This is a genomic window from Pseudomonas sp. CFBP13528 (genome assembly GCF_005233615.1).
In the GTDB taxonomy this organism is placed as follows: domain Bacteria; phylum Pseudomonadota; class Gammaproteobacteria; order Pseudomonadales; family Pseudomonadaceae; genus Aquipseudomonas; species Aquipseudomonas fluorescens_AM.
Window position 1 is genome coordinate 121,723 of sequence record NZ_QGAJ01000005.1, and the last position, 22,900, is coordinate 144,622.

A 22,900-nucleotide genomic window follows, 5' to 3' on the forward strand; every position below is an offset into this window, starting at 1 on the left:
CCTCATTGCCATCGCGATCCAGAGCCTTGAAGCCAATGCCCTTGACCGCATCGCACCACCTGACCGTGCCCCTGCTCATCATCGCCTCCCGAGCCGCGCATGGCTGCGTGGCTCATCGCTGTATCAAACAGTGAAGGCGGCGTAATGGCTACTGTCAAAGTTGACAGGTAATGGGCACCCTCCTGTAGGAGCGAGCTGGCTCGCGAAGGTGGGTAACGATAACGCGGGGCGTCAGGATGAACGCGGCGACCGTGAGTTTTTCGCGAGCAAGCTCGCTCCTACAGTGAGCAGCAGCGTTCAGGAATCGCGGCGCAGGTCTGGCGGAATCGGCAGGTCCTTGAGCGGATCAGGCCGCTTGCCCTTGCCCGCCCGGTATTGGCGGATCTGGTAGACGTAGGCCAGCACCTGCGCCACCGCCAGGTACAACCCGGCGGGGATTTCCTGGTCAAGATCCGTGGAGTAGAAGATCGAGCGTGCCAGCGCCGGGGATTCCAGCAGCAGAATGTCGTTGGCCACGGCGATCTCACGGATCTTCAACGCAGTAAAGTCGCTGCCCTTGGCCAGCAGCATCGGCGCGCCGCCCTTCTCCGGGTCGTACTTGAGAGCCACGGCATAGTGGGTCGGGTTGGTGATGATCACGTCGGCGTCGGGCACCGAGGCCATCATCTTGCGCTGGGACATTTCCCGCTGCAATTGGCGGATGCGTTGCTTGACCTCCGGACGCCCTTCCTGGTCCTTGTGTTCGTCGCGCACTTCCTGCTTGGTCATCAGCAGTTTCTTGTGGCTTTCCCACAACTGGATCGGCGCGTCCACTGCCGCGATGATGATCAACCCGGCGGACATCCACAACGCGCTCCACCCCACCACTTGCAGGCTGTGAATGATCGCCGACTCCAGCGGCTCATGGGCGATGCGCAGCAGGTCGTCGATGTCGGACGACAACACCGCCAACGCCACGAACAGGATCAGGATGAATTTGGCCAGGGCCTTGAGCAGCTCCACCAGGGCCTTGGTGGAAAACATGCGTTTGAGCCCGGCGCCCGGGTTCATACGGCTGAACTTGGGCGCCATGCTGCCGGCGGCGAACAGCCAGCCGCCGAGGGCGACCGGGCCGATCAACGCGGCCAGCAGCAAGGTGATGAGAATCGGCTGCACCGCCAGCAGCGCGATCTTGCCTGAATGCAGCAGGTACTGGCCCATGGAATCGGGGTTGAGCAACACCTCCCGGGGCAGACTGAAGTTGTGCTTCATCAGCTCCAGCAAGTCCAGCGCCAAGCCACCGCCGTAGATCAGCAAGGCACCGGCGCCGGCCATCATGGTCGCAACGGTATTGAGCTCTTTGGAGCGCGCGATCTCGCCCTTTTCCCTGGAGTCCTTTTTACGTTTCTCCGTGGGGTCTTCTGTCTTGTCCTGACCACTCTCGCTCTCGGCCATGGCTCAGCGCGCCCGTGCCAGGTCACGTAAGAACTGCAGGGCTTCGGTCGCCAGCGGTTGATACTGATTGAGAATGTCAGCCAGGCCGATCCAGAAAATCCCCATGCCCATCACCAGGGTCAAGGGGAAGCCAATCGAGAAAATGTTCAGCTGCGGCGCCGCGCGGGTCATCACGCCAAACGCGATGTTGACCACCAGCAGCGCGGTGATCGCCGGCAGCACCAGCAGCAAGGACGCGCCCAGCACCCAGCCGAGGCGCCCCACCAACTCCCAGAAATGGTTGACCACCAGCCCCGAGCCCACTGGCAAAGTGGTAAAGCTTTCGGTCAGCACCTCGAACGCCACCAGATGGCCGTTCATGGCCAGGAACAGCAAGGTTACCAACATGGTCAAAAATTGCCCGATCACCGCCGCCGACACGCCGTTGGTGGGGTCGACCATGGACGCGAAGCCCATGCCCATCTGGATCGAGATGATTTGCCCGGCCACCACAAACGCCTGGAAGAACAGGCTCAGGGAAAAGCCCAGCATGGCGCCGATCAGGACCTGTTCGGCAATCAGCAGCAGCGCACTGAGGTCGAGCGCGCTGACCGGCGGCATCGGCGGCAGGCCAGGCACGATCACTACCGTAATGGCCACCGCGAAATACAGGCGCACACGCCGTGGTACGAGGGTGGTGCCGAACACCGGCATGGCCATCAACATGGCCGTGACGCGAAACAGCGGCAGGATGAACGAGGCCACCCAGGTACTGATCTGGGTGTCGGTCAAGGCCAACAAGGACTGCATCGGCTCAGCCGATCAACTGCGGAATACTGCCGTACAGCTGCAGGATGTATTCCATGAAGGTTTGCACCAGCCACGGGCCGGCGACGATCAGGGTGATCAGCATCACCAGCAGGCGTGGCAGGAAGCTCAGGGTCTGTTCGTTGATCTGGGTGGCGGCCTGGAACATCGCCACCAGCAGGCCGACCAGCAGGCTCGGCACCACCAGCACGGCGACCATCAGCGTGGTCAGCCACAGCGCTTCACGGAACAGGTCGACGGCAACTTCAGGGGTCATAGCCCTATACCCCCCCGAAACTGCCGGCCAGGGTGCCGATAATCAGCGCCCAGCCGTCGACCAGCACAAACAGCATGATCTTGAACGGCAGCGAGATGATCAGTGGCGACAGCATCATCATACCCATTGCCATCAGCACGCTCGCCACCACCAGGTCGATGATCAGGAACGGGATGAAGATCATAAAGCCGATCTGGAACGCGGTCTTCAATTCCGAGGTAACGAAGGCCGGCACCAGAATCGTCAGCGGCGCCTGGTCCGGGGTGGCAATGTCGGTACGCTTGGACAGGCGCATGAACAACTCAAGGTCGCTGGAGCGGGTCTGCGACAGCATGAAGTCCTTGATCGGGCCCTGGGCCTTGTCGATCGCGTCCTGGGCCGTGAGCTTTTCCGCAAGGTAAGGCTGCAGGGCTTGCTGGTTCACCTTGTCAAATACCGGCGCCATGATGAACAGCGTCAAAAACAGCGCCATGCCGGTGAGGATCTGGTTCGACGGCGTCTGCTGCAGGCCCAGGGCCTGGCGCAGGATCGAGAACACGATGATGATCCGCGTAAAGCTGGTCATCAGCATGACGAACGCCGGGATAAAACTCAGCGCGGTCATGATCAGCAGGATCTGCAGGCTGACCGAGTATTCCTGCGCGCCGGCCGCATTGGTGCCCAGGGTAATCGCCGGGATCGACAACGGGTCGGCGCCCAGTGCCATCGGCGCGGCCAGCAACAGCATGAGCGTCAGGAACACGCGCATTACTTCTTATCCTTCTGATCCTTGCCCAGCAATTCCATCAGGCGCTGGGCGAATTCTGGCGTGGCGGTCTCGGTGCTGGCCGCGTCCACCGGGGTCTTGAGTACGTGCAACGGGGTGATGCGGCCAGGGGTGATGCCGAGCAGGATCTGCTCCTCGCCCACCTGCACCAGCACCAGCCGGTCCCGCGGGCCGAGGGCGCGCGAGCCAACCAGCTCGATCACCTGGGCATTGCCCGGGCCGATGCGCTGCACGCGGCGCATCAGCCAGGCCAGCACGAAGATCAAGCCGATCACCAGCAACAGGCCGAGCAGCAACTGCGTCAACTGCCCGCCGACGCTGCCGACCGCCGGTGCCGCCGCCGCTTGCGCGACCGGCTCGGCCGCCAGCGCGCTCAATGGCAGCGCCAGCCACAGTCCCGCCATCGAGTACTTCATTTCAGCGCAACTTCTTGATGCGTTCGCTCGGGCTGATCACGTCGGTCAGGCGGATGCCGAACTTTTCGTTGACCACCACCACTTCGCCATGGGCGATCAGCGTGCCGTTGACCAGCACGTCCAACGGCTCGCCGGCCAGGCGGTCCAGCTCGATCACCGAGCCCTGGTTGAGCTGCAGCAGGTTGCGGATATTGATTTCGGTGCTGCCCACTTCCATGGAAATCGACACCGGAATGTCCAGGATCACATCCAGGTTGGGGCCGTCGAGGCTCACCGGCTCGTTGTTTTTCGGCACGCTGCCGAATTCTTCCATCGCCAGGCGCTTGCCGGCCGGTGCAGACGCGGCGTCGGCGGCCAGCAGCGCGTCGATGTCGTCCTGGCCGACATCGCCGGTTTCTTCCAGGGCCGCAGCCCACTCGTCAGCCAGGGCCTGGTCTTCGGCGGAAGTGTTTTCGTGTTCGGTAGCCATTACATGTCCTCGGCGTAGCAAAAATGAATGTTGATCAGCGGCGGTTGATCGGTTCGATCACTTGCAACGCCAGGTTGCCTTTGTGAGAGCCGAGCTTGACCTTGAACGACGGCACGCCGTTGGCGCGCATGATCAGTTCTTCCGGCAATTCGACGGGGATCACGTCCCCCGGCTGCATGTGCAGAATGTCGCGCAGGCGCAGCTGGCGACGGGCCACGGTGGCGCTCAGGGGCACGTCGACGTCCAGCAGGTCTTCGCGCAGGGCCTTGACCCAGCGTTCGTCCTGGTCGTCGAGATCCGACTGGAAACCGGCGTCGAGCATTTCGCGCACCGGCTCGATCATCGAGTACGGCATGGTCACGTGCAGGTCGCCGCCGCCGCCATCGAGTTCGATGTGGAACGTGGACACCACAATGGCTTCGCTCGGCCCGACGATGTTGGCCATGGCCGGGTTCACTTCCGAGTTGATGTACTCGAAATTGACTTCCATGATCGCCTGCCAGGCCTCCTTCAAGTCGATGAAGGCCTGCTCCAGCACCATGCGCACCACGCGCAGCTCGGTGGGGGTGAATTCACGGCCTTCGATCTTGGCGTGACGGCCGTCGCCGCCGAAGAAGTTGTCCACCAGTTTGAACACCAGCTTGGCGTCAAGGATGAACAGCGCGGTGCCGCGCAACGGCTTGATCTTGACCAGGTTGAGGCTGGTGGGCACGTACAGCGAGTGGACGTATTCACCGAACTTCATCACCTGCACGCCGCCCACCGCCACGTCCGCGGAGCGGCGCAGCATGTTGAACATGCTGATGCGGGTGTAGCGGGCGAAACGTTCGTTGATCATTTCCAGGGTCGGCATGCGTCCACGGACGATGCGATCCTGGCTGGTCAGGTCATAACTTTTGACACTGCCGGGCTCGGCAGCCATTTCGGTCTGTACCAGACCATCGTCCACGCCATGCAACAGCGCGTCGATTTCATCCTGGGACAGCAGGTCTTGCACGGCCATGTCGTGATCCTACTGCAATACGAAGTTAGTGAAGAGCGCCTGCTCGACTACGACTTTGCCGAGCTCTTTCTGGGCCACTTCCTGCACGCTGGCAGTGACCTTCTGGCGCAGCATCTCCTGGCCCACCGGCGTGGCCAGGCTGTCGAAGCTCTGACCCGAGAACAGCATCACCAGGTTGTTGCGGATCACCGGCATGTGCACTTTGAGCGCGTCCAGGTCCGCCTGGTTGCGCGCCAGCAAGGTGATGCTCACCTGCAAGTAGCGTTGGCGACCGTTCTGGTTGTAGTTGGCGACAAAGGCCGGCAGCATCGGTTCGAAGATTGCCGGTTGCTTGACGTTAGTGGCGGTTTCGGCGGCGGGAGCCGGTTTGCTTGCGTTGCTGTGCATGATGTACCACGTGCCGCCAATCGAGGCGCCAATGGCCAGGAGCAGGCCCAGCACAATCAGCAGGATCAGCTTGAGCTTGCCTTTGCCTGCGGGGGGAGTTGCTGCGTCGTCGCTCTTCGCCATGCCAATAATCCGTCACTATTCGGGGATTCATAGATCTACGGATAGGCAAGAGCAAGTGTTATGCCAGAGTTGTCTGAGAAAGCCAGCAACACAAACCAATGTGGGAGGAGGCTTGCCCCCGACAGCAGTGTGTCAGTCAACAAATCTGTCGCTGATACGGCGCAATCGGGGGCAAGCCCCTCCCACATTTTGGATCTCTATCTGATTCAGGTCAGGCGTAGTAGTCGACGGCGCTGGAGCCGATCACGGTCTGAGTCACCGGCGCCACAGCCTCAGCCACATCCACTTGGCCGGCGCTGTCGCCACCGCGTCCGACGCTGGCGCCCACACCCCGCGCCTGGCTCTGCTGTTGCTGCTGCTCCTGCCCCCGGGACTGGTCGGACACATTTACATCCACCTGCCCCATGCCCTGCTGGGCGAACATCTCGCGCAAGCGGCCGGACTGGCTTTCCAGCGCTTCACGCACCACGGCATGGCCGCTCATGAAACTGACTTGGGCCTGCTGGTCGGGCGTCATGTTGACCTTGATATCCAGGCGGCCCAGTTCGGCCGGCTGCAATTGGATTTCGGCCGACTTGAGGCTGGCGCTGGAGAGGTACATCACGCGGTTGACCACTTCTTCGGTCCAGCCGCTCTGGTGCATGGCCAGCGGGGCGTTGACCACTGGCGGCAAGGCATTGGCGGTTTTTGGCGTGGCGGCCTGGGTCAGCGCGGCCAGGCGGTTGGCGAAGTCATCCACGCGGGTGTCGCTGCCGGCATCCTTGAGGTCCTTGAGGCCGTCATCGATCAGCGCGCCAAAGGCTTTCTCGCCGCCGGTGTCGGTGCTGTCCTTGGTGGCTTGTTGATCGACCATCGTGGCCAGGCCCGCCGCAAAATTCTGCGCGGCGGTCGGCTGATCCAAGGCCGTGCCAGGCGCCGCTTTCTGCGGCGCCTGGCTGCCGGCCGACACATGACCGCCCTGCTCCATCGCCAGGCGCACGGCAGGCATGGCGTCCAGGGGGTCGGCTTCGGGGTCGAAGGCCGGCTGGCTGGCCTCATCGATCACGGTGACGGCGGCCGCCACCGGTTGGGGCGTGTCATCCTCCACAGCCACCGCAGAGGCCGGGGTTGGCAGCGGGACGGCGACGGGTGTGACCGTGGCGATCAAGGCCGGATCCACCGGTGTATCGGACGCGGGCTGTTGCGCCAGGGACGGATCGGCGGGTGTGTCCTCGGCCGCTTTGTCGGTATCGGACGGCTTGGCAGGCAAGGAATTGCCGCTATCGGCAACCGCAGGCGTACTGGCGGCAGACGGGTTGTCGGCTGTTGCCGGCGACGATTTGCCCGGGGCGCTGTCGGTTTTCAGCGTCGGTTTGGCGCCCTGGTTGGCGAACACTTGAGCGAAGCCAGGGCCCTTGTCCCGTGGGTCCGCAGCCGCCACCGCAAGGGTGGCGACAGGCGCTTGAGGCTTGGCCGCGGGGGCAGCCTGAAGGAGCGAATTGGGGGCGACTGGCATAGTTAAAGGTCTCCACTGCATGGGGGTCGGGGATGCAGTATCGGGAGATAGAGCAAGAGTCGGGCCAGGTTGGCAGCGACGACTTATAAAGTGAAACGCTGGCGCTCCGATTCGTACATCGGCTTGACCAACGCGAACTCACGGTCAATCTGATCAACCAACGCACCGAGATCCGATGCGGGCTCAGCGGACTCAGCCTCCAATCGCTGGCACAACTGCGCCAACCGCACCGCGCCCAGGTTGCCACTGCTGCCCTTGAAGCTATGCGCTATGTGCCCCAGCGCCTTGGCATCGTCACGCGCCTTGCGCAACGCGGTGACACGCTCCTGAGAATCATGAAGGAAGGTATCCAGCAATTTCGGGTATTCGCCCTCCATCACCTCCTTCAAACCCGACAACACGTCCGGGTCCAGATGTATATCGACCACTTGCTCGCTCCTTGATCAAGAATTGACGGATTATGCCAGAGCCTTCCAGCAAAACTCCACGCAGACGCAGCGCCCGCCATCGGACCAGCGTACGTCGCCGCTCAGTTGACGCACCAGGTTCAAGCCGCGGCCGGACAGACGGTCAGCATCCTGCGGCCGCGCCAGCACCTCGTCAACATCGAAGCCAGGTCCGCTGTCCTCGACACGTAGCGTCATTTTGCCGCCCTGCGCAGTCGGGGACACCTGCACATGCACCCGGATATGGCCGCTGTTCAAGTGCGCCAGCCGCTCATTGCGCAGGCGGTAGTACTGCGCAAACCCATCGGCATCGCGCTTGAGCTGTGAATCCAGCCCCAGTACGCCATGTTCGAGGGCATTGGCATACAACTCGGCCATCACCGTGTAGAGCGCGCCGCTCTGCTCACGCAGGCCGTGGACCTCCAGCAGCAATTGCAGCAGATACGGCAATGGGTTGTAGCGCCTGAGGGTCTGCGCGCGAAATTCGAAACTCACCGACCAATTCAGCGGGCACGACTGGCCACTGTCGGAATACATCGGCTCGGCCACACGGACCGGTTGGCCGGGCAGCAAAGTGATTTCAACCATGCTGACGTCGTCCCGTGCCTCACCGCGAAAGGCCGCCAGCGCCTGCTCGATATCCTCGAACAAGCGGTCGGGCTCGCGGTTGGCGGCAAACACCTGCTGCAAACGCTCGGCGCCGAACAACTGGTCATTGGCGTCGGCAGTGTCCAGCACCCCATCGGAGAGCAGGAACACCCGATCGCCCAGAGCCATGGGCCAGACTTCGGTGCTGTCATCGAATGCCTGGGCCGGCAGCACGCCCAACGGCAGATGCCGCGACATCAACGCCGTGCGCTTGCCGGTGGCGACCTCATGCACATAGCCTTCGGGCATGCCGCCGTTCCACACCTCCACCACGCGCCGCTCGGTGCTCAGGCACAACAGTGTGGCGCAGCAGAACATGTCCACCGGCAGGATGCGCTTGAGCTTGGCGTTCATCTCGCGCAGGGTTTGCGTCAGCCCATAGCCCTTGGCGGTCATGCCGTAGAACACTTCGGCCAGGGGCATGGCACCGATGGCCGCCGGCAGGCCGTGGCCGGTGAAATCGCCAAGCAGCACGTGCATGTCGCCGGACGGCGTATAGGCCGCCAGCAACAGGTCGCCATTGAACAGTGCATAGGGCGATTGCAGGTAGCGGATATTCGGCGCCGCGTTGATGCACCCCGAATGCGCGACCTTGTCGAACACGGCCTTGGCGGCGCGCTGCTCATGTAGCAAGTAGTCGTTGTGCCGGGCGATCTGGTCACGCTGCTGCAGCACCGTGGCTTGTAACCGCCGCAGGCGGTCCATGGCATTGATCTTGGCGGCCAGAATCAACTGGTTATAGGGCTTGGGCAGGAAATCGTCGCCGCCGGCGTCAAGGCACTCGGCCAGCGCAGCGCTTTCGCGCAGCGAGGTCAGGAAGATGATGGGGACCAACTGCTCGCCCGCCAATTGCTTGATCCAGCGCGCGGCGAGAAAACCATCCATCACCGGCATGATCGCGTCCATCAGCACCAGCTGCGGGCGCTCGCGTGCAAACACTTCAACGGCTTGCTCGCCATTGGTCGCGGTGAGCACATGGTGGCCCTGACGCCGCACGATGGTCGACAACAACAGCAAGTCGGCGGCACTGTCTTCGGCAATCAGGATGGTCAGCGGCTCGGATAAGGGGGCCAGGACTCTCACGATATATCGAACAGCTTGTCGAAATTGGAAATGGCGAGGATTTTGCGCACATCGTGGCTGCTGTTGCTGACGTGCACTTGAGACTCATCGCCACCGGCATGGTCCCTGAGCAGCAGGAGCATGCCCAGGGCCGAGCTGTCCATGTAGGTGGTTTCTTTAAGATCGACCACATACAACTCGGGCACCTTGTAGTAACGCTCGTAGGCATCGCGAAATGCCTGGTGGCTGCCGAAATCGAACCGGCCCTTGATTGCGATCGTCAACTTCTTCCCGTCCAGGGATACTTCTGACTCGATTGACATGTGACTGCTTCCTTGTCATGGGTCTGTGCAACAAGGTGTAGCAGGCGAACCCGATCTGAGCAACACAGCAAATCAAATGTGGGAGGGGGCTTGCCCCCGATTGCGGTGTGTCAGCCAAGGATTTCTTGACTGACACTCTGCTATCGGGGGCAAGCCCCCTCCCACATTTGTAATGCTTCGCTAGTTAGAACTGTTCCTGGCGCGGAAGGCGCTGGGACAGTTCATCCAGCAGTTTCTGCTCGCGCTTGTCTTCGATGGCTCGTGCTTCATCGATATAGCGCTGCACCAGCTTGCGCAACCCTTCGACGCGGGCAAACGCCTGTTGCCAGCTTTCACGGGCCTTGTCGAGGTTGTTCTGATGCCAGGCCAGGCTCTGGCGCTGTTGGCCGACGGCGGTTTCCAGCTGATTGAGAAAGCCCTGGTACCCCATCAGCCACTGGCCCGACACGCCCTTGCTGCCGCGCTCGATCCACTGCTGTTGGTACTCAAGGCGAAAGCGCTCCAGGTCGCCCAGCTTGCTCTCCGCCAGGCGCACCTGGCCCTGGAAATACCCCAGGCGCTGCACGGCGGCTTTTTCGGCCTTTTCGGCCATTTCCACCACCGGGGCCAGGCGCGCGGCGCGGCTGTTGGCCATGGGTTAGCCGCCCGGCGCGGGGGCGAAGATGGACTGCAGATGCGCTTCGCTTTCGCCCATGCTGATCTTGTCGTTGAGGCCCTGGCGCAGGTAGGTCACCAGTTGCGGTTGCAGGGCAATGGCCAGGTCGGTCTCGCGATCGCCACCGGCCACGTAGGCGCCGACGCTGATCAGGTCGCGACTCTGCTGATAACGCGACCACAGCTGCTTGAAGTACTGCGCGCGGGCCATGTGCTCCGGCGTGACCACCGCCGGCATCACCCGGCTGATGGACGCTTCGATATCGATGGCCGGGTAGTGCCCTTCTTCCGCCAGGCGTCGTGACAACACGATGTGCCCATCGAGCACGCCCCGCGCCGAGTCGGCAATCGGGTCCTGCTGGTCATCACCTTCGGACAACACCGTGTAGAACGCGGTGATCGAGCCCCCGCCGGCCTCGGCGTTACCGGCACGCTCCACCAGCTTGGGCAGTTTGGCGAACACCGACGGCGGATAACCCTTGGTCGCCGGTGGCTCGCCGATGGCCAGGGCGATCTCACGCTGGGCCTGGGCGAAACGCGTGAGCGAGTCCATCAGCAACAGGACATTCTTGCCCTTGTCGCGAAAATATTCGGCGATGCGCGTGCAGTACATGGCGGCGCGCAGGCGCATCAGCGGTGCGTCATCCGCCGGAGAGGCAACCACCACCGAGCGCTTGAGGCCTTCTTCACCCAGGCTGTGCTCGATGAATTCCTTGACCTCACGGCCGCGCTCGCCGATCAACCCGACCACGATGATGTCGGCCTCGGTAAAGCGCGTCATCATGCCCAGCAACACTGACTTACCCACACCGGTACCGGCGAACAGGCCCAGGCGCTGGCCGCGACCGACCGTCAATAAACCGTTGATGCTGCGAATGCCCACGTCCAGCGGCACGCTGATGGGGTTGCGGTTGAGCGGGTTGATGGTGGGGCCGTCCATCGGCACCCAGTCCTCGGCCTTCATGCCGCCCTTGCCATCCAGCGCGCGCCCGGCGCCATCGAGTACACGGCCAAGCATGCTCATGCCCATCGGCAAGCGCCCGGTGTCGGCCAGGGGCACCACACGGGCGCCCGGGGCAATACCGGCGAGGCTGCCTACCGGCATCAGGAAAATCTTGTTGCCGGAAAAGCCCATCACTTCGGCTTCGACCTGCACCGGGTGGTAGCTGTCGTCGTTGATCACCATGCAGCGGCTGCCCATGGCGGCGCGCAAGCCCTCGGCCTCAAGCGTCAGGCCGACCATGCGCAACAGGCGCCCTTCGAGGATCGGCTGGCCGGGCAATTGAGTGGCCTCGGCGTAGGTGCCCAGGCGCTTGGCGAAGCTGGTGCGATCAAGGCGCATCGGTGGCGTCCAGGTCAACGCTCAGGTCAGGCTCGGCCGGGTGCAGCGCCTGTTCGTGCGCCTGGTCGAGCAGCTTGGCCATGATCTGGCTGATGCGGGTTTCCACCGTGGCATCGATGCGGCTGTGCTCGGTCTCGACGCGGCAGCCGCCGGGCTGCAGCGCGGCATCCTCGACGATGCGCCAGGTTTCTTCATGGCGCTCGCGCAAGGCTTTGACCTGCTCGAAATCCTGCGGATTGATGTACAGCCGCACATTGCCCACGCCCAAGGGCAGCAGCTTGAGGGCTTCGCGCATCACACTTTCGATCTGGCTGGAATCCAGCGCCAGTTCGCGCTGAATCACCTGGCGCGTGATGTGTTGCACCAGGCCGACCATGGATTTTTCCAGCTGCGAGTCCTGTTCGGCGATGGGGTCGAACAGGCTGCCCATCAAGCGCTCCAGGCTGCCCAGCTTGACGCTGAGGGCCTCTTCGGCCTCCTGACGGACCTTGAGGGTGGTGCTGCGAAAACCATCTTTCTCACCCGCCGCGAAGCCTTCGTTGTAAGCCTCCTGACGGATGGTTTCCAATTCTTCAAGGGTCAGTGGCTGGACTTCTTCCAGCGGCACTTCTTCCATCTGTGCTGGCGGTTCCGCCACCGGCTCAGGCTCTGGCTCCGGCACGTGGGGGTCGAAGCTGGGCAACGACCAGATGTCGAACCCGCCGACATCCCGCGCGCGAATCAGATCGCTGGGCGTCTCATCTTTGTTCGACATGTGGGGCGCCTTAGATCATTTCTTCGCCGCCCTTCCCGCCGAGAACGATTTCTCCGGCTTCGGCCATACGGCGGGCAATGGTGAGGATTTCTTTCTGCGCGGTTTCCACGTCGCTGACGCGTACCGGGCCCTTGGCTTCGAGGTCGTCGCGCAGCAGTTCGGAGGCACGCTTGGACATGTTCTTGAAGATCTTTTCCTTGACGCCCTCGTCCGAGCCCTTGAGCGCCAGCACCAGTACGTCGGACGACACTTCGCGCAGCAACGCCTGGATGCCACGGTCGTCGACATCGGCCAGGTTGTTGAACACGAACATCAGGTCTTCGATCTGGCCGGACAGGGTGTCGTCGATCTCGCGAATCGAGTCCATCAACTGGCCTTCGACCGAGCTGTCGAGGAAGTTCATGATGTCGGCCGCCCGCTTGATACCACCCAGGGTGGTGCGCGAGGCATTCGAGTTGCCCGAGAACTGTTTCTCGAGAATCGTGTTGAGTTCTTTCAGCGCCGCCGGCTGCACGGTGTTCAGCGACGACACGCGCAGGATGATGTCCAGGCGCACTTTATGGTCGAAGTGGCCAAGCACTTCACCGGCCTGGTCCGGGTCCAGATAGGCGACGACGATGGCCTGGATCTGCGGGTGCTCGTAGCGGATCACGTCGGCGACGGCGCGTGGCTCCATCCATTTGAGGCTGTCCAGACCGCTGGTGTTGCCGCCCAGCAGGATGCGGTCGATCAGGCCGTTGGCCTTGTCTTCGCCCAGGGCCGAGGTGAGCATTTTACGGATGTAGCTGTCGGAGCCGACGCCCAGGCTGGTCTGGTCGCCGACGATCTCGACGAACTCGCTCATCACCTGCTCGACTTGCTCGCGGTGCACATTGCGCATCTGCGCCATGGCCACGCCCACGCGCTGGACCTCTTTGGGGCCCATGTGGCGCAGCACTTGGGCAGCATCGGTTTCGCCCAGCGACAGCAGCAACACGGCGGCTTTGTCGACCCGGGAAAGCTTGGCCACAGCGACTCGATCATTCATCAGCGTTAATCCACTCTTTCACGACCTGGGCCACACGGCCCGGGTCTTCTGCCACCAGACTCTTGATTGCGTTCAACTGAGCGTCATAGCCTTCGCTCGGGCTTGGCAACAGGATGCTTTGCGGGCCGCCCAGGCTGACGCGGTCGTTGGCCAACTCGCCGTCCAGGCCGCCCATGCCGCCCAATTCGACGTCGCCGCCAGCAAAAGGCGCCAATTGTTTCTTGCCCCCACCGGTGATGTTGTTGAGCACCGGGCGCAGCACGCCGAACACCAGCACCAGGATGAACAACACCCCCAGCACTTGCTTGACGATGTCCCAGAACCACGGCTGGGTGTAGAACGCCGGGTCGGCGATCACTTCGCCGCGTTCGGCGGAGAACGGCATGTTGATCACGCTGACGCTGTCGCCACGGCTGGCGTCGAAACCCACGGCGTCCTGCACCAGGCGGGTAAAGCGCGCCAATTCGTCGGCGCTCCACGGCGCGCGGGTAACGGCACCGTCGGCGGCGTTGACCTTGACCTGGTCATCGACCACCACCGACACCGACAGGCGATTGATCTTGCCCTGCTGCTGTTTGGTGTGGCTGATGGAACGGTCGAGCTCGAAGTTCTTGGTGGACTGGTTACGCTTGTCCGCCGGGTAAGGCGCGAGCATCGGCTGGCCGGTGGCCGGGTCCATGATCTGCTGACCGTTGGCGTCCAGCAGCGGTTGGCCGGCCGCAATCGCGCCAGCGGTGGCAGCGGCGCCACCGGTGGTTTGCGGTGCGGACGCCGGGGCCGGCGGCTGGTTGCTCAGGGCCCCCGGCACGCCTTGCGGACCATTGCTGGCAGTGCGTTGTTCGCTGGTCGACTGCTCGCTGCGCAGGGCGGGCTGGTCCGGATTGAACTGCTCGGACGTCGACTCTACGGCGCTGAAATCCACGTCGGCGGACACTTCAGCCTTGTAACGGTCGTTGCCCAGCACCGGTTGCAGGATGTTGTGCACGCGCTGGGTGAGCATGCTTTCCATGCGGCGGCTGTAATCGAACTGCTTGCCGGCCTGGCTCAGCGCGGAGTTTTCGGCCATGTCGGAGAGCAGGTTGCCCTTTTGGTCGACGACGGTGATCTGCGACTTGCTCAGTTCGGGAACACTGGTGGCCACCAGGTTGACGATCGCCAGCACCTGGCCAGGCTCCAGGGAACGGCCGGAAAACAGCTCGACCAGCACCGAGGCGCTGGGCTTGCGTTCGTCACGCACGAACACCGAGCTTTTCGGAATCGCCAGGTGCACACGGGCACCCTTGACGTTGTTCAGGCTGGAGATGGTGCGCGCCAGTTCGCCTTCCAGGCCCCGACGGTAGCGGGTGGCTTCCATGAACTGGCTGGTGCCCAGGCCCTGGTCCTTGTCGAGGATTTCAAAGCCGATATTGCTGTCGGACGGCGTCACGCCGGCGGCTGCCAGTTTCATCCGCGCACGCGCCACATCGTCGGCCTTGACCAGCAAGGCGCCGGAGTTGGGCTCCACGGTGTAGGCGATGTCGGCGGCGGCGAGGGTTTCCATGATCTGCTTGGAATCCATGCCCGCCAGGCTGCCGTACAGCGGCCGGTAATCAGGTTGCTGCGACCACAACACCACGGCAAAACCAATCGCCACGCTGGCAGCCAGGCCGACCATCAGGCCCACCTGACGCAACATGGTCATTTCGGAGAGATTTTCCAGGAACGACAGGCCAAACAGCGGTGGTTTGCCGTCTATCTTGGCGGGTACGTTGTCGATTGCTTCTGCCATGAGTTAAATCTCGCCCTTAAACCGGCATCTGCATGATGTCTTGATAAGCCTGGACCAGTTTGTTACGCACTTGGGTCAAGGCCTGGAAGGACACACTGGCCTTCTGCGAGGCGACCATCACATCGGTGAGGTCCACGCCGCTTTTACCGATCTCGAACGCCGTCGCCAACTGGCTGGAAGCCTGCTGGGTATCACTGACTTTATTGATTGCCTGACCGAGCATGTCGGCAAAACTGCTTTGGCCCAATTCCGGCGCTGGCGCGACGGATTTCGGTTGAGCCATGGCATCCATTTGCATGGAGCGCATATCCAACATCAACCGATTGAACTCAATACCCTGGCTCATGAACTTCTCTCTCCGACGACCCGCAATTTTTTGACACTACGCAGCGGTTACCAGGGGGAGGTGCAACAAGGGTGCCAGCTTCGTTGCGACTCGTAAGAAAAGGCGACAAAGCTTGTCGAATTCGTTACCGCACGTTTTTTGTAGGAGCGAGGGGGACGCCTAGTTCTTGCTCGCGAAAAACGTCAACGATAACGCGTGCTTCCTGGATGTACGCGGCGTCCATGAGTGCTTCGCGAGCAAGCTCGCTCCTACAAACAGCATTGACGCGAAGTCAGGTCGCGAAAAGATACGCTTCCACATCCATCCCGGCGTCGCGCATCTGTGCCAGCTTGTAGCGCAGGGTGCGCGGGCTGATGCCGAGCCGCTCGGCCGCTTCCTTGCGACGGCCGCGCTCGGCGCGCAGGGTATCGATGATCATCTGGAATTCGCGGCGGCGCAGGTCATCGCCCAGGGCGCCGGCCGATTCCGTTTCGGCGACGAGCGGTGCCGGCGCGAGGCTTGGCAACGGCGCCACGCCATTGCCCATGGCCAGGCAAAAATCCTGGGGCTGGATCAAGCCGCCCTGCTGCAGGATCAGCGCACGCTGGATCGCGTTGTCCAGCTCGCGCACATTGCCGGGCCATGGATAAGCGACCAGGCAAGCCTGGGCCTCGGCCGACAGCCGCGCCTGGGCGTGCTTCATTTTTTTGACGTGATTGTTCAGCAGGCGCTCGGCCAGGGGAATGATATCCGCCGGGCGTTCGCGCAACGGGCGCCAGGCCAGCGGAAACACCGACAGGCGGTAGAACAAGTCTTCGCGAAAGCGCCCCGCCGCTACTTCGCCCGCCAGGTCGCGGTTGGTGGTGGCGACCACGCGGATATCCAGCTGGATCGGCTTGCGTGCGCCCACCCGCTCCACTTCGCGCTCCTGCAACACGCGCAGCAACTTGGCTTGCAGGCCCAGGGGCATTTCCGAGATTTCGTCGAGCAGAATGGTGCCGCCGTCGGCCTGTTCGAACTTGCCGGCCTGGGCCGCGATGGCGCCGGTGAACGAGCCCTTTTCATGACCGAACAGGGTCGCTTCGAGCATGTTGTCCGGAATCGCCGCACAGTTGATCGCGATGAAGGGTTGCCGGGCCCGACTGGACTGCTGGTGGATATAGCGCGCCAACACTTCCTTGCCGGTGCCGGACTCGCCCGAGATCAATACGGTGGAATCGCTGCGCGCCACGCGGGCCGCCAGCTCGAGCAATTGCGCGCTGGCCGGTTCGAAGGCAATCGGGCCATCACCCTCCACTGTCGAAATCACGCCAAGCGCATGCCGCGCCACCAGCTCGATCAACGCCTTGGGCTCGAACGGCTTGACCAGATAATCCGCCGCGCCCTGGCGCATGGCGTCCACGGCCCGCTCCACGGCGCCATGGGCGGTCATCAGCAGTACCGGCAATTGCGGCTGGCGCGCGCGCAGCAGGCCGAGCAACTGATGGCCGTCCATGCCGGGCATGTTCACGTCGCTGACCACCAGGCTGAAAGTTTCTTGCTCCACCGCCTCCAAGGCTTCCTCGGCAGAGCCGACCGCGCGGTAGTCATGGCCCGCCAACAGCAGCGTGTCTGCCAATGCTTCACGCAGGGCGCGATCGTCCTCAACCAACAAAACCTTGATAGTCATGATCCTTTACTCCGCGCTTGCCGCGCTGGAAAACAGCGGCAAGGTCATCAATGCACAGGTGCCGCGCCCCAACCGGGAACGCAGCTGCAATTCTCCCTGATGCGCACGTGCCACTGCCTTGACCACGGTCAGGCCCAGGCCCGTGCCGTTGGTCTTGGTGGTAAAAAAGGGCTCGCCCAGGCGTTGCAGCACGGCCGGCGCTATACCGCTGCCGCTGTCGCTGATGCACAGGCGCAGGGTTTGCTCGCGGCGGTACAGGTGCACCTTGAGGCGCGCACCCGGGCCGCTGGCCTGGGTGGCGTTTTCGATCAGGTTGAGCAGCGCGCCGACCAGGGTGTCGCGATTGCACAGCAACTCACCCTGATGGCTGTCGCATTGCCAGCGCAGGCTGGCGCCCTCGGTATGCGTGGCCGCCGCTGCCTGCAGGGCTTGCATCAACCCCGCCGGGGTCACGCGATCGGTCAACGGCAGTTCGCCACGGGCAAACACCAGCATGTCGCGCACCTGATGCTCCAGCTCGTGCAGGCGCTCCTTGAGGCGCCCGGCAAAGCGCTGGTGGGTGGCCGCCGGCAATTGCTCATCAGTCAAATGACTGGCGTAGATCAATGCCGCCGACAGCGGTGTACGGATCTGATGCGCCAGGGAAGCGACCATCCGCCCCAACGACGACAAACGCTCATGACGCGCCAGTTGATCCTGCAGGTGACGGGTTTCCGTCAGGTCGTTGAGCAGCACCAACTGGCCCGGCTCGGCATCCAAGGAACGGGTGGCGATGGACAGGCGACGCCCATCTTTGAGGGACACTTCGTGGCCGTCATCGTCACGCGGCGCGAAGCAACGGGTGATGACGTGGCGCCACAGCTCGCCTTCCAGCGGCAGGCCGAGCAGGTCGCAGGCCGCCGGGTTGGCTTCGCGCACGCGGCCCTGGTCGTCGATGACGATCACGCCACCGGGCAACAGCGAGAGCAGGTTCTGCAGGCGGTTGGCCAGACGTTCTTTTTCCGCCAGCTCCTGCATGCGCTGGGCGCTGACCACCGCCAGTTCGCCTTTGAGCTCGGACACCCGGGCTTCAAGCAGACTGTAGGAATCGGTCAGCTGGCTCGACATCTGGTTGAACTGCGAGAACGCCTGTTCAAGACCCTGGCGGGTCGGCGGCTCTACAGGCGAAACCAGCCCCGGGATGGCAGGGGCTGCAGATAGTTGGGCGGCGTGGGGCATCGTGCTCTCTCGCTTGGCTGACCGTCAGTTAAACGGAACGTTGCGAGGGCTATAGCAATACCCGTGCCGAAAAAAAACTACTTATAAATCAATACGCTGAAAAACACGCGTCAATCATCCGCCTGCTCATCACCCTCTTTGCGGCTCATACCGTACTTGCGCATCTTCTCCACCAGGGTGGTTCGGCGAATGCGCAGGCGCTCGGCGGCGCGGGCGACGATGCCGTTGGCATCGTCCAGGGCCTGCTGGATCAGGCCTTGTTCCAGGTTGCCGAGGTAGTCCTTAAGATCAAGGCCTTCGGGCGGCAGCATGGCCGTGGCGCCGAAGTCCGGCGTATGGCCGTTGATCGCCACGCGCTCTTCCATGTCACTGCGCAGGCTGTCGACCATCTGCTCGTCTTCATCGTCGACGTAGCGGAATTTCTTCGGCAACTCGACCACGCCGATCACGCCGTAGGGGTGCATGATCGCCATGCGCTCCACCAGGTTGGCCAGCTCGCGCACGTTGCCCGGCCAGCCGTGGCGGCACAGCGACATGATGGCGGCGGAGTTGAAACGGATGGAGCCGCGTTTTTCGTGCTCCATGCGCGAAATCAATTCGTTCATCAGCAACGGGATGTCTTCCACGCGCTCACGCAGCGGCGCCATCTCGATCGGGAAGACGTTGAGGCGGTAGTACAGGTCTTCGCGGAAGCTGCCGACCTCGATCATGCTTTCGAGGTTCTTGTGGGTGGCGGCGATAATGCGCACGTCCACGCTCTGGGTCTTGTTACTGCCCACGCGCTCGAAGGTGCGCTCCTGCAACACGCGCAGCAATTTGACTTGCATCGGCAGCGGCATGTCGCCGATTTCGTCGAGAAACAGCGTGCCGCCGTTGGCCAGCTCGAAACGCCCGGCACGGCTGGTGATTGCCCCGGTAAAGGCGCCCTTCTCGTGGCCGAACAATTCGCTTTCCAGCAGCTCTGCCGGGATCGCCCCGCAGTTGACCGGCACGAACGGCCCGTCGCGGCGCTTGGAGTGATAGTGCAGGTTGCGCGCGACCACTTCCTTGCCCGTGCCCGACTCGCCGAGGATCAACACGCTGGCATCGGTGTCGGCCACTTGCTGCATCATCTGGCGTACGTGCTGGATCGCCCGGCTGGTGCCGACCAGGCTGCGGAACAGGTTGGGTTCACGATGGCGACCGCGTTCACGGGCCTGGTCGTACATCTCGCGATAGACCTGGGCACGGTGCAGGGAATCGAGCAATTTGCTGTAGCTGGGTGGCATTTCCAGGGTGGAAAGCACGCGGCGGCGCTGGTCTTCCGGCAGGTCCACGGAAGAAATATCGCCCATCAGCAACACGGGAAGGAACTCATCCCAGGTTGACAGTGTCTTTAACAAGCCCAAAAGAGCGCCAGGAGCGTTTACCGTCCCGATCAGCACACAAATGACTTCACGGCTCGATGCCAGCGAGCTGACAGCCTGCTGCCAATCATGGCTACCGCAGGGCAAATTTTCTTCACCAAGAAAATTCAAAATCACCGCTAAATCGCGGCGGCGGACGCTATCGTCATCGATCAGCAGAATTTTGGTTTCACGCCACATGCAATAGCAACTTCCCTAGTAAAACTTCCTGCCCCGGAATCAGGGCAATCAAGACGCCTGTAAGACTTATTACCTACTAGACGTCTGAAATCTGAAAACAGCACTAGTTAAGTCAAAAATGCTGGCACAGTCAAATATATGACGCGCCGTTCGGACCAACTGAGCGTCTATCAGCCGAACAGATGGTAGACCTTTGACGCATTTTTCGCTTGGTTGATCTGCGACATCTCTTCGAAAATCGCCTGGCGCTCGCCGGTGGTCACCTCAAGCAACTGCTGGTACACCGCCAACAGACTCTCCAGTTTTTCGCGCAGCGCATCCTCGTCCACCGGCGCCTGGCTGAGCACGTCATCGATCACGTTGCGACAGCCCAGGTCCAGTTCGCCGATGGCGTCCCAGTTGCGCGCAGCGAGTGCGTCGACCAGGGCTTCACGGGTTTCATCTATGCGTTGCAGTGCGTGGCTCATGACGTGTTCCTCAAGGCCGGTGGCCTTACTGTGCGGCGCCTTGGGGTGCAGCGATGGCATCCCAGCCTTCTTTCACGGTGATCAACAGACGAGCGACTTCGTCGATCATGTCGGCATCGTTATGCAGATTGGCCTCCATCAAACGATTGGTCATGTATACGTACAGGCCTTCCAACTGCTGGACATAAGCCTTGTTGTCACTTTTCTCCGCATCCAGACCATCGCGAAGACCGATAAGAATATCAGTCGCCTTGCCAAGCATCAGGCCCTTCTGAGCGATGTCTCCGCGTGCCAGTGCACCCTTGGCTTGCGCCATACGGTCCAGGCCGCCTTCCATCAGCATCTGCACCAGACGGTGCGGGCTGGCTTCGGAGATTTGCGCATGGGAATTGACCTTCTGGTATTGGCGAAGGGCTCTCATGGGATTCATGTTTCTACCTCGTGACAGGCAACAGCGAGAAGGGTTGCAGTAACCATTATGTCGACGGGATTGCAAAAAACTTTAACCCGCCGGCCGTGGAAAAAACAAAGCCCAGGTCAACGGACCCGGGCTTTTTCATGCGCATTCAATCAGCTTTCGCTGCTTTGCGATTTACTGATCGCACTCAGCGTACCGAGGATGCTGTTGCTCTGTTGGCGCAGCTGCGCGACCAGGGTGTCCATGGCGGTGTATTTGCGCGTCAGCGCATCCTGCATGGTGGTCAGGCGCTCATCCAGCGAGGTCTGTTGCTTGGTCAGGTTCTTCAGGCTGTCGGCCAGCGACGTGGTGCGCGTCGCCAGGATCCCGGTGGTGGGCTTGGCATAGGCGTCGGTCGCCGCCGTCAAGCGCGCCAGCAGGCCGGTCTTGCCGCTGAAGATGCTGTTGATATCCGCGGGATTGCTCAGTACCGCCTTGTCCCACTGCTTGCTGTCGATGCTCAGCGCACCGGTGTCCTGGTCGGTCGTGATGCCAAACTGCGCCAGGGATTTCAAGGTGCCGTTACCGGACAGCGCGTTGAACTCGTTGCGGATCGCCCCCTGCAAGGTGCGCATGGTCGAGTCGCCGGTCAAGGTCGCCGCGATGGAGTTGCCGGCGGCATCCTTGGTCACCTTGGTCTCGGCGTTCATGGCCTTGAGCAAAGCGTTATAGGTGTCGACGAAGCCCTTGACCCCGGATTTCAGGGAGGTGGCGCTGGTGGACACGGAAATGGTCAGGGCCGTACGAACCGGATTGTCTTTATTCGGATCGTTGGCAATAACGGTAGGCGAGACGGTGAGCAACTTGATGCTCACGCCGCTCACCGCATCGGTAATGCTGTTGGTCTTGGATTCGGCAGCAATACCATCGATGGTGTACTTGGCATTCTGAGGCGGAGTCACCACGGTGTAGCCAGTGTCCACCCCCGAGTCACCCGACAGGGTCAAATCCGAACCGACCCCGGCATTGGTGGAGGTCAGGATCAGGCGCGAACCGTTGGAGTCAGTCAGGATGTTCGCACTCAAGCCGGCGGTACCGAACTGTGAGTTGATCGAGTCACGCACCTGTTGCAGGGTCGCACCCGCCGGCACACTAAGGTCGAAGTTCTTGCCCGATTGGGAGATCGTCAGCTTCGTTGCACTGGTGGTGTTATTCACCACCGTCGACGCGCCACCGGCGAAACTTTTGGTCGACAGCTTCGAAGGCGTTGCCAACTGATTGACCACCAGCGAGAAGCTGCCGTTGGCGGCGCCTGGGTTGGCCGTCATGGTGGCGACCTTTTCATCCGAAGAGCTACCGCTCAAGCCAGTAAAGCTGTTGTCGGTGCTCATGCTGGTCAGCGCACCGCGAAAGGCGTCCAGGGCAGCCTGGATCTTGCCGATCGACGAAAGCTGAGTGGTGGCCTTCTGCGACTGGAGGTTGATCTGCGCCTGCTTCGGCGCGCGCTCGGCATCCACCAGGGATTTCACAATCGCCTGGGTGTCGAAGCCCGACCCCACGCCAGTAATCGTTGTACCCGCCATCATCATTCTCCTGTTGCGGTGGCTGCCGTTATCTTGACGAACAACGCTTCAAGACCTGACAGCAACAAGTTTCGTGCCAGCTCAAGCCTTGTCGTCAAACAACACATGACTGGCGCTGGACAAACTCTGCGCCAGCTTCAACGCAGTTTCCGAGGGGATCTGGCGGATCACTTCACCGGTATCGGTGGCAATGACCTTGACCACAACCCTGTGGGTGGAATCGTCAATGGAAAAGTCCAGATTGCGCTGGGCCGCTTGTACGAATTCTTTAATATCAGTGACCGCTTTTTCCAGATCGCCCGTTTGGGACTTATCTGCGGCTGGCGCGGCCGGCTCAACCTTGCTCTTGTCTTTGTCAGCAATCACAGGCGCCATGGAGGCTTGAACGGCCTGAGGCGGATAAGACAGGTTCAGCTTCACATTCATGTCCACGTTCAATCTCCTCTGACTGGACTGGAAAAGACGAAAGGGCACG

25 protein-coding genes are annotated in these 22,900 nt (G+C 62.0%); all 25 read right to left on the reverse strand.

Annotated elements, in window-relative coordinates; all coding sequences use genetic code 11:
• Positions 1–297: 297 nt before the first annotated feature.
• Positions 298–1,434 (reverse strand): flagellar biosynthesis protein FlhB, encoded by a 1,137-nt coding sequence (gene flhB / locus PspCFBP13528_RS12415; RefSeq protein ID WP_065949668.1) that lies wholly within the window; start codon positions 1,432–1,434, stop codon positions 298–300.
• A gap of 3 nt (positions 1,435–1,437) precedes the next feature.
• Entirely contained in the window at positions 1,438–2,223 is a 786-nt protein-coding gene (gene fliR / locus PspCFBP13528_RS12420) for a flagellar biosynthetic protein FliR (protein ID WP_065949669.1), read from the reverse strand.
• A 4-nt stretch (positions 2,224–2,227) separates the two neighbouring features.
• A complete protein-coding gene (gene fliQ / locus PspCFBP13528_RS12425) occupies positions 2,228–2,497 on the reverse strand; it encodes a flagellar biosynthesis protein FliQ (RefSeq protein ID WP_057721355.1) in 270 nt (89 codons plus the stop codon).
• A gap of 4 nt (positions 2,498–2,501) precedes the next feature.
• Positions 2,502–3,245: a flagellar type III secretion system pore protein FliP gene (gene fliP, locus PspCFBP13528_RS12430; protein WP_032895954.1), complete on the reverse strand. Its 744-nt coding sequence runs from the start codon at positions 3,243–3,245 to the stop codon at positions 2,502–2,504.
• Positions 3,245–3,679 (reverse strand): flagellar biosynthetic protein FliO, encoded by a 435-nt coding sequence (gene fliO, locus PspCFBP13528_RS12435; protein ID WP_065949670.1) that lies wholly within the window; start codon positions 3,677–3,679, stop codon positions 3,245–3,247. The genes fliP and fliO overlap by 1 nt, the downstream gene beginning before the upstream one ends.
• Before the next feature lies 1 nt (position 3,680).
• Entirely contained in the window at positions 3,681–4,148 is a 468-nt protein-coding gene (fliN, locus tag PspCFBP13528_RS12440; protein ID WP_065949671.1) for a flagellar motor switch protein FliN, read from the reverse strand.
• Between the two features lie 34 nt (positions 4,149–4,182).
• A complete protein-coding gene (fliM, locus tag PspCFBP13528_RS12445) occupies positions 4,183–5,151 on the reverse strand; it encodes a flagellar motor switch protein FliM (protein WP_010166091.1) in 969 nt (322 codons plus the stop codon).
• Positions 5,152–5,160: 9 nt separating this feature from the next.
• Positions 5,161–5,661 carry a flagellar basal body-associated protein FliL gene (fliL, locus tag PspCFBP13528_RS12450; RefSeq protein WP_137200325.1) on the reverse strand — a complete coding sequence of 167 codons (501 nt, stop codon included), beginning with the start codon at positions 5,659–5,661 and terminating at the stop codon, positions 5,161–5,163.
• Between the two features lie 211 nt (positions 5,662–5,872).
• The gene (locus tag PspCFBP13528_RS12455; protein ID WP_137200326.1) at positions 5,873–7,156 is read right to left on the reverse strand and encodes a flagellar hook-length control protein FliK; all 1,284 of its coding nucleotides are present in this window, start codon (positions 7,154–7,156) and stop codon (positions 5,873–5,875) included.
• Between the two features lie 83 nt (positions 7,157–7,239).
• Complete coding sequence (locus PspCFBP13528_RS12460; protein WP_065949674.1) at positions 7,240–7,584, reverse strand: Hpt domain-containing protein; 345 nt, start codon at positions 7,582–7,584, stop codon at positions 7,240–7,242.
• A 30-nt stretch (positions 7,585–7,614) separates the two neighbouring features.
• Complete coding sequence (locus PspCFBP13528_RS12465) at positions 7,615–9,333, reverse strand: fused response regulator/phosphatase (RefSeq protein ID WP_065949675.1); 1,719 nt, start codon at positions 9,331–9,333, stop codon at positions 7,615–7,617.
• Entirely contained in the window at positions 9,330–9,635 is a 306-nt protein-coding gene (locus PspCFBP13528_RS12470; RefSeq protein ID WP_065884552.1) for an STAS domain-containing protein, read from the reverse strand. Before PspCFBP13528_RS12470 ends, PspCFBP13528_RS12465 begins: the two co-directional genes overlap by 4 nt.
• A gap of 184 nt (positions 9,636–9,819) precedes the next feature.
• Positions 9,820–10,269 (reverse strand): flagellar export protein FliJ, encoded by a 450-nt coding sequence (fliJ, locus tag PspCFBP13528_RS12475; protein WP_065949676.1) that lies wholly within the window; start codon positions 10,267–10,269, stop codon positions 9,820–9,822.
• Between the two features lie 3 nt (positions 10,270–10,272).
• The gene (fliI, locus tag PspCFBP13528_RS12480) at positions 10,273–11,631 is read right to left on the reverse strand and encodes a flagellar protein export ATPase FliI (RefSeq protein ID WP_065949677.1); all 1,359 of its coding nucleotides are present in this window, start codon (positions 11,629–11,631) and stop codon (positions 10,273–10,275) included.
• Positions 11,621–12,385, reverse strand: a complete 765-nt coding sequence (gene fliH / locus PspCFBP13528_RS12485) for a flagellar assembly protein FliH (RefSeq protein ID WP_065949678.1) — start codon at positions 12,383–12,385, stop codon at positions 11,621–11,623. The genes fliI and fliH overlap by 11 nt, the downstream gene beginning before the upstream one ends.
• A 10-nt stretch (positions 12,386–12,395) precedes the next feature.
• Positions 12,396–13,412, reverse strand: a complete 1,017-nt coding sequence (gene fliG, locus PspCFBP13528_RS12490; RefSeq protein ID WP_057721344.1) for a flagellar motor switch protein FliG — start codon at positions 13,410–13,412, stop codon at positions 12,396–12,398.
• Complete coding sequence (gene fliF / locus PspCFBP13528_RS12495; protein WP_065949679.1) at positions 13,405–15,180, reverse strand: flagellar basal-body MS-ring/collar protein FliF; 1,776 nt, start codon at positions 15,178–15,180, stop codon at positions 13,405–13,407. The genes fliG and fliF overlap by 8 nt, the downstream gene beginning before the upstream one ends.
• Positions 15,181–15,196: 16 nt before the next feature.
• Positions 15,197–15,526: a flagellar hook-basal body complex protein FliE gene (gene fliE, locus PspCFBP13528_RS12500; RefSeq protein WP_017134937.1), complete on the reverse strand. Its 330-nt coding sequence runs from the start codon at positions 15,524–15,526 to the stop codon at positions 15,197–15,199.
• Positions 15,527–15,797: 271 nt separating this feature from the next.
• Positions 15,798–17,174: a sigma-54 dependent transcriptional regulator gene (locus PspCFBP13528_RS12505; RefSeq protein WP_065949680.1), complete on the reverse strand. Its 1,377-nt coding sequence runs from the start codon at positions 17,172–17,174 to the stop codon at positions 15,798–15,800.
• Positions 17,175–17,180: 6 nt separating this feature from the next.
• Positions 17,181–18,392, reverse strand: a complete 1,212-nt coding sequence (locus PspCFBP13528_RS12510; RefSeq protein WP_065949681.1) for an ATP-binding protein — start codon at positions 18,390–18,392, stop codon at positions 17,181–17,183.
• 110 nt (positions 18,393–18,502) lie between these two features.
• The gene (locus tag PspCFBP13528_RS12515) at positions 18,503–19,978 is read right to left on the reverse strand and encodes a sigma-54 dependent transcriptional regulator (protein ID WP_101218492.1); all 1,476 of its coding nucleotides are present in this window, start codon (positions 19,976–19,978) and stop codon (positions 18,503–18,505) included.
• Positions 19,979–20,148: 170 nt separating this feature from the next.
• Positions 20,149–20,445, reverse strand: coding sequence for a flagellar protein FliT (locus PspCFBP13528_RS12520; RefSeq protein WP_065884542.1), 297 nt, complete (start codon positions 20,443–20,445; stop codon positions 20,149–20,151).
• 25 nt (positions 20,446–20,470) lie between these two features.
• Complete coding sequence (gene fliS / locus PspCFBP13528_RS12525; protein ID WP_065949683.1) at positions 20,471–20,875, reverse strand: flagellar export chaperone FliS; 405 nt, start codon at positions 20,873–20,875, stop codon at positions 20,471–20,473.
• A gap of 140 nt (positions 20,876–21,015) precedes the next feature.
• A complete protein-coding gene (gene fliD, locus PspCFBP13528_RS12530) occupies positions 21,016–22,425 on the reverse strand; it encodes a flagellar filament capping protein FliD (RefSeq protein WP_065949684.1) in 1,410 nt (469 codons plus the stop codon).
• Between the two features lie 81 nt (positions 22,426–22,506).
• Positions 22,507–22,857, reverse strand: coding sequence for a flagellar protein FlaG (locus PspCFBP13528_RS12535; protein WP_065949685.1), 351 nt, complete (start codon positions 22,855–22,857; stop codon positions 22,507–22,509).
• Positions 22,858–22,900: the final 43 nt, after the last annotated feature.